Below are 11,428 nucleotides of genomic sequence, written 5' to 3'. Positions count from 1 at the left end.
ATTAAAACGTATATTTAAATTATGATACCTCAATTAATCATTTAAAAGTTTATTAATGAATCAACCTATGCAATAATATTTCATTTATATTAAAAATACATGTAAATACGCATCGTTTTGTATTTTGTCAATCAAAGTTACTCTTTTTACAATGAAACATATACTAATATTCGTGACATTCCCTAAAATGATTTTTATACTCATATTTTAGTATTATGGTGTATATATACTTCAAAACAAATCAATGCTAAAAGATAAGTTTTAAAAGATGTTTTAGTGGAAATAAATATAATATATAAAAAAACGAGGAGTGTTCAATATGTCTAAGAAAATTGCAATTGCTGGTGCGGGTGCAATGGGAAGCCGTATTGGTACTTACCTAAAACAAAGTGGACAAGATGTCACTTTACTTGATTACTGGAAAGATCATGTTCATCGAATAAATGAAAAAGGAATAGAAGTTCAAACTGAAAATGAGACGTACACTGTTGAGATGCGTGCAACATTCCCTGAAGAAGTCAAAGAGACATATGATATTATTGTTCTTTTAACAAAATCAATGCAATCTGAACAAATGATGCAAACTTTAAAAGATCAGGGAGCAATTAGCGAGGATACTGCCATCTTATGTATGATGAATGGTTTAGGCCATGACGAACGTCTATCACAATTCGTTCCAAAATCACAAATTTTCTTAGCCGTAACAATGTGGACAGCTGGATTACGTGGTCCAGGTCAATTGCTATTAGAAGGTGAAGGTTCAATTGACTTTCAACGTGCTGATGGTAAAAAAGACTCACGTACTCAAGAAATTGCAGATATCTTAAATCAAGCCCATTTAAATGCCACTATCAGTAATGATGTATTTAAAGCGATATGGTCTAAAGCTACGCTTAACAGTGTTTTAAATCCATTGTGCACGATATTAGATAAAACAATTGGTGAATTGGGCGCTTATGATCATTCTAGAGCAATGATACGTCCAGTCATTGAAGAAATTGTCGACGTAGCACATGCTAAAAATGTAGATATTCATATTAACGACTTAATCTCGAAAATTGAAGCAGCTTATCCTGATCATGCACAAGGTTTACACTATCCTTCAATGCATCAAGATTATAATCATGGTCGTTTAACTGAAATAGATTACTTAAATGGTCAAATTGTGGACTATGGTAAATCATTAGGTATCGAAACTCCTAATAATGAACTGATTACTCATCTCATTCATCAATTAGAAATGAAGTTAAATAAACGTTAATATGAAATAATGTAAAATTAAACTATACTTTTTTGTGAATTATTTGAAAGAATTGGTATTTTTTTGATAAAACTCAATTGCTATCATTGACTTAAAACATCTATATGCTGATTTATAGTAGTTGTATAATTTTCATGTATTAAAGTAATAAGTATTTTCAATATCCAATAAATCTTTATAGATAATAAATTACCTCTAAGTATAATACTTAAAGGAATAGAGCACGTCTCACTCTTACGGTGAGGGATGCTCTATTTTTATTCTACGTAAGTATAATTTATGCATATAAACTAACAAAAGTGGTAAAGAATAATGAAAGGACTGTGAAAAGGAGATAATACAATGAGTGTATTTAGTGAAAAAGAGAAAATAGACATTCTATCTGACGTTGTTAAAATCAAAAGCGAAAATGATAATGAAAAAGAGGTATGTGTGTATTTGAAAAAATTATTATCTCAATATGATATCGATTCAAATATTTTAGAAATTAATGATACAAGAGCAAACCTCGTTGCAGAAATCGGAAGTGGATTTCCTATATTAGCAATTAGTGGTCATATGGATGTCGTAGCAAGTGGCGACAAAAATGAATGGACGTATCCTCCATTTGAACTCACAGAAAAAGATGACAAACTTTACGGTAGAGGCACAACAGACATGAAAGGGGGGCTTGTTGCGCTCGTTCTAGCTTTAATTGAATTAAAAGAAGAGAATAAATTAAACCAAGGTACGATTCGTTTACTTGCTACAAGTGGTGAAGAAAAAGAACAAAAAGGTGCCTTATTATTTAATAAGCAGGGTTATTTAGATGATGTGGATGGTTTAATTATTGGCGAACCAACAAATAATATCGTTTATTACGCACATAAAGGTTCTATGAGTTGTCAAGTAACAGCTAAAGGTAAAGCGGCACATAGCTCGATGCCGCAATTAGGTGTAAACGCTATTGATATCTTAATTGACTTTATCAATGAAATGCGTTCAGAGTATAAACATATTAAAAACAATGATAAAAAACATCAACTTGATGTTGTACCTATGATGGAGAAGAATCTAGATAAAGATATTGATGATGATGAAACACATATATTTTCGGGATTTACAATGTTAAATTCAATTATAAATGGCGGAGACCAATTTAATTCTGTTCCAGAAAAAGCAACAGTTGAATATAATGTAAGAACGGTTCCTGAATATGACAATGTATTCGTAAAAGATTTATTCGAAAAAGTAATTCAAAGAGTGGATAAAGAAAAATTAGAATTAACGATTCCTAGCAACCATCACCCTGTTGTAAGTGACAAAGATAATGATTTAATTCAATGCATTTCTAATATCGCTTCTAAGTATGTTGATGATGATATTGTGATTAGTGCTTTAATTGGTACAACTGATGCTTCAAGTTTATTAGGTGAAAATAAAGATAATGTCGATCTAGCAATATTTGGCCCTGGAGATTCCTTAGTCGCTCACCAAATTGATGAATTTATTTATAAAAACATGTATTTAAATTATATAGATATTTTTAAAGATATCTTTGTTAATTATTTAGATGGTAAATCTAAATAATACTAATTTTCTAGTTCTCATTTTATCAGTTAACGAACCCTAATAAGCGTCATTAGTCAAATCTCTAAACTAATGTCATTAATTGAAGATGAGAAAATACTTGATAAAATCTATGATTATTTTATGAATGATGACACTATCACAACGGTACTTAACAATGATTTACAGACAATTATTAACCATTATCTATTAAAATGAAAACTATATTCTAATAAAACTAGAGCATCCTTCACTTAGCGGTGAGGGATGCTCTTAAATTTATTTTTTTGTTTTTTCTAATTTCTTATATTTTTTAATTATAGATGAAAGTTAATAGATTTGTTATACTACCAGTTCATTTGAGACATATCTACTTTTTTCTGTTATATCAAAACTATCCTGGTCAATAGGAATTTTCACTAATATGCCTGAATCATTCATTCGAACTTTGTGATACAGATTATTTTCAATGGTATACAAATCAAAATTTGTATTTATCTTATCTATGAGTTCTTTTGTTAATGAATAATATTCAGGAATAAGATACAAATAAGGTTTGTTACTTGCAGAAGTATTCCCTAAAAATATAATTTGTTCTTTACAAACCAATAATTCCAGTATTTTTTCTATCTTTTCTTTTTCTTGGTTTAAAAATCTAAATTGCTTAGCTTTTAAGGAAATGTCAACTAGCATTGACATAAAAATGTCTAAATTTTCATCTTTCATTAATACGTCTCTCCTTTTAGTTAACATAATAGGATTTTATAAGAATCAGACAAACATTTTCTGTAACAAGCCTTGTTTACGTTGTTTAAGAAAATTAACTTTGTCACCTTGTATTTCAATAGTTTTATCTAATGCATTAAAAAGGTTACCTATTTTTTCCTGCTCTTCTATAATTGGTACATCTATTTTAAAATTTGAAAGAACAGTTTTAGTGATAGTTTTTATTGTTCCACCAGGCGCTCGTTCTTTTTCTTTTAAAAACAATAAATATAATACATATTTAAAGTAATCTTTGTTCATTTCTATTTTAAAAGAATTAATTAGTAGTAAGGTTCTGTCAATATATGCGTCATATTGTAAAATTGCTACTCTACCTATGCTACCTTGTAATGTTACTACTATATCACCTATAAACCCTTTTACACTTTTAGGTTTTGCTAAGTTACTAATTTTTTGTTTAGTTTGGTTATGCAACTTCATATTTTTGTCAACATCAACAACTTGCACAAATGGTTCTCCATTTATTTCATCATACCATTCTCTTTTTCCGTAAGGTTGTGGAAAAGACCCTCTTCTATAATTAGCTACATCATCTAGTTTTTCTTGTTCCCACTTCGGATAACTATTTCCATTTGCATCTTTAAATCTTAACTCTTGAGAGAAAATCTTTTGCATATACCCACGTTTTTGTTGCTCTAAGAGTTCAAGTTTCTTTTCTTCTAACTCAATTTGGTGGTCGAGTTTGCTAAAGAAATCACTAATTTTATTTTGTTCAAACAGAGATGGATAATTAATTTTTATTTTTTTTAAAAGAGATAAACTTAAATTTTTTTGACTCCCTTCATTAGATTGAGCTCTTAAATAAGTGTAATTTTTTTCTAGAAATTGATACACAAATTCAATGTTATTAAATTCATTAGGTTGTAAAATAGCACAAGCTTGGTTTGTAGTAGCTGGGAAATTTAATATGGAACATTTACCTCTTGTTTTGCCTTGACCGTACATTGCTAAGATTATTGCTGGTTCAGTTATTAATTTTGCTGATGAATTTTTTAAACCTGAAGAAGTTATTTTAGTAAATATATTTTTAATAAATTTATTATTCAAATCACTTGTTGTAATCCATGGAATATCTCCATCCCAGTACTTATTTATTTTTCTACTAGGAGTACCGCCCGAAGTAAATGAACACATTTCGTCTAAATTTGATTGATACCATTCATCTTTAAACTCTGGAAATCTTAATTCTGGAGTATTTTTATGTTCAGACATGTTTTAACGCTCCTAATTCTTTGAGATATTCATTAATTTCTGATTCAGTATTATGTATATTTACTCTTTCATAGCCTAATTCCTCAAGTTGTTGAAGTACCTCATTTTCTAATGCATATTCACTCTGATAAGCCATTCATTCATCCATCCTAAACTTAATCTTTCTTTAAATATATCAAAATTTGATAATAATTAATATTGCGTACTGTATTTTTAGTCAATAAATTAATAAAAAACCGCATCATTTATGATATGCTTCACAAAAACATAACGGCAATTCTCATAAACCTCATACGTTCCGATACGTTCAAAATCCCTTTATGAAGCGGCTGAAAAAACCGCATCATTTATGATATGCTTCGCCTCGCATTATTTTAAATGCTCGATATACTTGTTCGATTAAGACGACGCGCATCATTTGATGAGGGAATGTCATTTTACTGAAGGAAAGGGCATAGTTGCTGCGTTTTAAGACGTCTTCATGTAAGCCGTTTGATCCTCCAATAACAAATACAAAGTCGCTTTGACCTTGCGTCATGCGTTGTTGAAGTTCTTGTGCTAATCCTTCTGATGACAACATTTTGCCTTGTATCTCTAAAGTTATAACCGTTGCTTGTGGTTTAATTTTAGCTAGAAGGCGTTGTCCTTCTTTTTCTTTCACTTGCTCGATTTCTTTATCGCTCATATTTTCTGGTGCTTTCTCATCTGGTACTTCAATAATTTCAATTTTGGAATAAGCACCTAATCTTTTTTCATATTCTGCAATAGCCTGTTTCCAATATTTTTCTTTTAATTTGCCTACAGCTAAGATAGTTATCTTCATATAATCCTCCATAGATGTTAATAGTTATCCCACTTATCCACAAGTTATTAACTTGTTAACAGAATTCCCTCTAATTATAACAGTAATGTATATAAATTCTGTGGAAAAATTTAGAAATAGCACCAAAATATGTTATTAACACCTCGAATTTGTGGATAAGTCTGTGAATAATGTGAGTATTTCTGTGTGTATTATACACAACAGTGGATAACTTCTTCTATTTTTGGGGATAACTTGAAGTAAGTCTTAAATATTTATTCACACATTTTATCCAAATCCTACTTTTATAGGGTTCCTTATGAATATTAATGTATAGTTCAAATTATTAGATAATTACTTCAAAAATATAGAAAAAGACCTACTTACAATTATTTAAATTATAAGTAGGCCGACTGTCTTAATTATTATAATGTGTAAATAGGAGTTGCTTGTGCTTTATCTGTATCGCACAATAATACTTCTCTTTCTGTATCAATATCATGTTCATTTAACACTTGTCCCACACTCATACGAGCTAATTCTTTCATATTATTATCTTGAGATAAGTGAGAAAGATAAATACGCTTCGTATTGCCTGTAATAACATCCGTCATCGCAAGTCCTGCATCCTCATTTGATACATGTCCCATATCGCTTAAAATACGTTGTTTTGTCTTCCACGGATAACGACACATACGTAACATATCCACATCATGATTACTCTCAAACATAAAGACATCACTACCTTGAATCATGCCTTTCATACGGTCAGAAACATAACCTGTGTCTGTAATCATCGTAAATTTCTTATAATTATTATGGAAAATGTAAAACTGAGGGTCAATCGCATCGTGAGATACATTAAATGACTCTATATCAAAACCTGCAATTGATTTCGTTTCATATGGATTAAAAATGAATTTTTGATCCATTGGAATTTTACCATCTTTTTTATCGATAGCTTTCCATGTATTCTCATTCGCATAAATCGGCAAACCATATTTACGTGCAACCACACCTAATCCTTTAATATGATCACTATGCTCATGAGTAACCAATATACCGTTTAAATCTTTCATATTTCTATCTATTTGGCTAAATAACTCTTCCATTTTTTTACCAGTGAGTCCAACATCTACTAAAAGACTGCCTTTATCACTTTCTACATAAGTGGCATTCCCCGTACTGCCACTCGCCAGAACACTCATACGTATCAAGCAGCTCATCCTTTCTACCTTCGACAACCTAATCTATATGTTAGAGTGCTTTCAGTCTAAATTCTCTATTCTGCACTCTTTTTCCTAAAAAATGATGTTTCGAACAATTCACATCATCCGAAACATTCCAGTCCTTTAAAAATACCTTTATATTATACTATATCAACACAGAAATTAAAGTTCCAATTCCTTGTTTATAAATCAAATCCTCTACAAAAACACAAAAAAGTAAGTGCATGAAACCTAAACCCCACACACTTACTATACTTTCCATACCCCAAACCACTCCCTTTCTTAAATAAGAGAAGAGAAAGGATAAGGTTAGTTAGTTATTATTGAAAAGTTTATTAAACTTAAATTCCGTAAAGAATTCTGAAGATTATTACGTAGCGATGTTGCCCACCACTTAAAAGAACAACTTCTTATGAACTTAAGCGCTTAGACATTTAAGTAAAAATTCTTCAAATGGAGCATGAACGTAGTTGAGTGACGCCTGAGGGAGCAGGATGAGTGTCGAGACCAAGGCTCGACCCAGCCCCCTAGGCAAGCATCTCAACTAAAGTGAATGCAAAATCCATTTAAGAATTTTATAAAGATAAAAACATACGCAACAAGAGCACGTAATAATTCGTAAGAATTATCCTTTTATTTAAGATAATTAGTTATCAATAACCTTAGGGTTTGCTGATCTCGCCTCAACATAATATGTCTTTGTATCATTTTTGCCTTTATGCTTCACCTTAATCTCCCAGTTCGCTTGCAACAACTGCACATTCGTTTCCCTCACGACTGAGTAATAACCAAGTCTCGCATCCAACACTTCATCGCCCGATTTTAAATAACGATTAAAATACAATGTCTCAATCGCCTTACGTGGCGTAATCACCTGCTTCTTAGGATTACTATCACTTTGCGCAGGCTCAATCTTACTCATTACCGTCTGCTTATAACTCGTCGCCTTACCATCACTCACATTAAAACGTAAACGCGCCTTATTATTATTCATCAATGGATAACCATCATACGTCTGCTCATACGTCACCGTATTCGACGACACACTACCTAACTGATACGCCTTACCATTATAAATATTATCCATAATGTAATTCTTCAAATCACTTAAATTACTATCACTCACATTAACCGTACTATTAATCTCACCAGTCAGCGTATAACCCGCGTCATCCGCTTCCAACGACGATTTATCTTCCGCATAATTATCGAAATTCTTCGACGTCGCAGTAATCATCTGCATCTTTGTACCACTGACATCTTTATTCAACACATCTTTCGAAATCTTAATCTCTTCTTGTTGAAAATTAACCTCATTATCACTCTCTGACTCGTTAATCTGAGACTTCGTCACCTTGTTAATGTAAATCATAACTAGCAGGATGTTAACAAGAACAAATACGAAAATAAACAATGTCTTCGTTCGTTTCCAGTTCATTTATTCAAGCCTCCCATCCTCATATGCATACCAATCGCCATCGTATTCAACATACCACGTTGGAATAAACTCACTATTACGTTGCACTTCAATATCATCTTTCGAAGGTTGATCATCTTCACGATAGCCGACCGTCATATTCGTTACTTTTTGGAAATCAATATCATGATTGTTAGCTAAAGCCGAACGCACCGTTTCTGCGCTATCTAATGACTTACTTTCACCTTCTAAAGGCACACTAGAACGCAGTAACGCACGTTTATAATCATAAATACCTTTCTCTCCCCATGTGACTTCAATCTCATTCAATTTCTGATCATTGAACGTTGGATGTCCATTAAGGAATAACTGATACGTCAGTTCACCTGATGAATTATCCGTACTAAATAGACGGAAATCATCGTTAAAGAAGCCACCATGCCCATTAATATATTCAAAGGTACTTGGAATTGTCGTATCCATATCACTCGAACTTGATTCATCTTCAGACAAGTTCTTATAATGATATTTTTTACTATCGTCATTATAGTTTGCTACACCTGTATTGTTGTTGTAGGTCGTAGCGCCACTTTTCCCGCTTCGAATAATAACAGAATCATCAAATAGAATTGAATTCATCGTTTCTACAGGAATTGTGTCATACACCATACGATAAGAACGCATATGTTTAGGCTGACTTGGCGCAAAGACATGCGTCGCTTTATCGATGGTATCTTTATTCGTAATGATCTCAGAATATTTCTGCATATCCTTACTCAATTGATCCATCGTTTTAGCAAAATTCGCTGCTTTCGCATTCATCGTCACTTTCATGACTTGATGTCGGTCTTTACTTATCGCATATAGCTCTAAATTACCCTTTGGATTCTCATCTACTAATAAACGATTAAAATTAAAGTCTTTAGGCACTTTCGCCGACGTATTTAAGACTTGGCCTAAATATGTAGTTAAAGGCATGTCATAAGTAAAATCTAATACAGTAAAACGTGTATTTAACGTAGGAAGCGTTAAGTTATAATCACGCTGTAAATGCTCAATTTTACTTACTTCATGATTCTTTAAAGCTTCTGTCACTTGTGATAATTGCGCACGTGACGGCGCCATGCCTTTTACTTTATCGTCTTTCACTTCAACCATTTGATACGGCGCAATCACATTATCAATATGCGCTGCCATTGGTTTACCAATCGATTTCACATTACTCTTTTTATTCTCTGCACTATCGATATTCGTTAAATCTGGCGTGAAGTTCCACACCATGTACGTTAAGACAATACTCATCATGACTAATAAAATAAGAATAATAGATTTAATGTACTCCTTACTCTTCATCCCAACCACCATCGTCTATAACTTCACATGGAAGCGTAATAAATATCGATGTACCTTGTCCTTCAACGCTGTTTGCCCAAATACGACCATTATGTGCTTCAACAATCTCTTTTGAAATCGCAAGACCTAAACCAGTACCGCCCATTTTACGTGTACGTGCTTTATCGACACGATAGAAACGATCAAAGATTTTATCTACTTTGTTAATAGGGATACCAATACCGTTATCCTTAATACGAATCGTCATACGATTATATAATGCATTCTGTTTCACGTGGAACTCGACGCGTTTCTGACCACGAGAATATTTCATCGCATTAGTAATAACGTTATCGAACACTTGCGTCATCTTATCTGGATCAATTTCAGCGAAGATTGTATCTTGAGGAATTTCACGCACAAAAATCGTATCTTTCGCTGCCATTTCATGTCGATTAATAATTTTATTAATAAACATATTGAAGTCGACAATCTCTTTAGTGATTTGTTCAGATTCGTTATCCATTTTCGATAATTGAAGTAAGTCGTTAACTAAACGAATCATACGTTCTGTTTCTTCACGTGTCACTGATAAGAATTGCGGTGCTAAATTATCATCTTTCCATGCACCTTCTTCTAACGCTTCAATATAACTGTTCATTGACGTTAATGGCGTACGTAATTCGTGAGACACATTGGCTACGAATTCGCGACGCTCACGTTCAACTTGTTGTTGCTCTGTAACATCGTGGAGCACGGCAATATAACCATTCACAAAGCCAGTATCTTGAACGATAGTACTAAAGTTCACACGCGCAATAATACCTTCTTCTTCGTTGATATCAAGTAAGAAACTATCATTATTCTCTTGAATCTCTTCTAAAGAAAACTCGTCTTCTATATTTAAGACATTTAACATGTAATCACCAATTAAATCTTCTCGTGCCATGCCTAACATTTTAAGCGCCATATCATTAACGATACGTACACGTCCACGTCGGTCCGTCGCAATAATCCCGTCACTCATGTGCGTGATAACAGAGTCTAGACGACGTTTCTCACTTTCCGTATTCGCTTGGGCTTCTTGCACACGTTTCGATAAGTTGTTGAATGCTAAGGCAAGTTCACCGATTTCGTCATTCCCGTAAATCTTCACACGTTGCGTGTAATTCCCTTTCGACATTTCGACCGTCTGGTTACGCATATCGGTAATCGGCCGCGTAATCGTTCGCGCAATGAAGAAACCTAGGATTACTGTTATGAAAAGGGAAATTGCCGTACCAATAATGAAGATTTGGTTAATATTATTCAACTGATTATATACATCATTAATATTTGATTCTATGTAAATATTACCAATCGTCTCGTTGCCATTTTTCACAGGCAAATTATAAATCCAAATCCGTTCTTTACCACTACCATAATCCTTCAGTACATTATGGCTATTTGGTTCTCCTAATGATAAAGCTTTTTGGACCGAATTATCATTGACCTTCTGATTAATCAAATTATGAGACGATAACTTCGCCGTCGCCATAATAATTTGATCTTTATCAATAAAACGAATTTCTTCGATTTCTTGACGATTGGCATACTCATTTAATAAACTTTGCACTTCTTTTTGTGCGTTAGACGGATCATCTCGATAAATCCGCTCGATATTAACTTCAAGCTGCGTCGCATATTGTTTAATATTCTTCATGAAGTTATTCGTTAATTCTTTTTCCAAACTATTAGTAAAATACAGACCGATAATCTGCATTCCAATAATAATCAGTAACACATAGACAATAACAAGCTTTGTGTGAAGGGATTGTAACTGCTTCAGCCACTTCATAACC

Annotated in this window: 10 protein-coding genes; 2 read left to right on the top strand and 8 right to left on the bottom strand. The window is 32.7% G+C overall.

Going from position 1 to position 11,428, the window contains the following annotated elements; all coding sequences use genetic code 11:
• Positions 1–319 precede the first annotated feature (319 nt).
• Together CD127_RS01590 and CD127_RS01585 are read left to right on the top strand one after the other, a co-directional pair.
• Positions 320–1,261 carry a ketopantoate reductase family protein gene (locus tag CD127_RS01590; protein ID WP_103365506.1) on the top strand — a complete coding sequence of 314 codons (942 nt, stop codon included), beginning with the start codon at positions 320–322 and terminating at the stop codon, positions 1,259–1,261.
• Positions 1,262–1,603: 342 nt separating this feature from the next.
• Positions 1,604–2,830, top strand: a complete 1,227-nt coding sequence (locus tag CD127_RS01585) for an ArgE/DapE family deacylase (protein ID WP_103365505.1) — start codon at positions 1,604–1,606, stop codon at positions 2,828–2,830.
• Positions 2,831–3,151: 321 nt separating this feature from the next.
• Here the strand turns inward: CD127_RS01585 and CD127_RS01580 are convergent, their stop codons facing one another.
• The 8 genes from CD127_RS01580 to walK all read right to left on the bottom strand — a co-directional run bounded on the left by CD127_RS01580 (position 3,152) and on the right by walK (position 11,424).
• The gene (locus CD127_RS01580; RefSeq protein ID WP_103365504.1) at positions 3,152–3,535 is read right to left on the bottom strand and encodes a hypothetical protein; all 384 of its coding nucleotides are present in this window, start codon (positions 3,533–3,535) and stop codon (positions 3,152–3,154) included.
• A gap of 45 nt (positions 3,536–3,580) precedes the next feature.
• Positions 3,581–4,807, bottom strand: coding sequence for a restriction endonuclease subunit S (locus tag CD127_RS01575; protein ID WP_103365503.1), 1,227 nt, complete (start codon positions 4,805–4,807; stop codon positions 3,581–3,583).
• Positions 4,800–4,943, bottom strand: coding sequence for a restriction endonuclease subunit R (locus CD127_RS01570; protein ID WP_070673363.1), 144 nt, complete (start codon positions 4,941–4,943; stop codon positions 4,800–4,802). Before CD127_RS01570 ends, CD127_RS01575 begins: the two co-directional genes overlap by 8 nt.
• 207 nt (positions 4,944–5,150) lie before the next feature.
• Positions 5,151–5,630 (bottom strand): 23S rRNA (pseudouridine(1915)-N(3))-methyltransferase RlmH, encoded by a 480-nt coding sequence (gene rlmH / locus CD127_RS01565; protein ID WP_103365502.1) that lies wholly within the window; start codon positions 5,628–5,630, stop codon positions 5,151–5,153.
• A 404-nt stretch (positions 5,631–6,034) separates the two neighbouring features.
• Positions 6,035–6,835: an MBL fold metallo-hydrolase gene (locus tag CD127_RS01560; protein WP_103365501.1), complete on the bottom strand. Its 801-nt coding sequence runs from the start codon at positions 6,833–6,835 to the stop codon at positions 6,035–6,037.
• Positions 6,836–7,484: 649 nt separating this feature from the next.
• Positions 7,485–8,276: a two-component system regulatory protein YycI gene (locus CD127_RS01555; protein WP_103365500.1), complete on the bottom strand. Its 792-nt coding sequence runs from the start codon at positions 8,274–8,276 to the stop codon at positions 7,485–7,487.
• Positions 8,277–9,608: a YycH family regulatory protein gene (locus CD127_RS01550; RefSeq protein WP_103365499.1), complete on the bottom strand. Its 1,332-nt coding sequence runs from the start codon at positions 9,606–9,608 to the stop codon at positions 8,277–8,279. It abuts the gene before it with no gap.
• Positions 9,598–11,424, bottom strand: a complete 1,827-nt coding sequence (gene walK, locus CD127_RS01545; RefSeq protein ID WP_103365498.1) for a cell wall metabolism sensor histidine kinase WalK — start codon at positions 11,422–11,424, stop codon at positions 9,598–9,600. Before walK ends, CD127_RS01550 begins: the two co-directional genes overlap by 11 nt.
• Positions 11,425–11,428 lie beyond the last annotated feature (4 nt).

This window comes from Staphylococcus petrasii (assembly GCF_002902565.1).
Lineage (GTDB): Bacteria > Bacillota > Bacilli > Staphylococcales > Staphylococcaceae > Staphylococcus > Staphylococcus petrasii.
The sequence above is the reverse complement of the archived record's forward strand: the minus strand, read 5'-3'. Positions and strand labels throughout refer to the sequence as shown.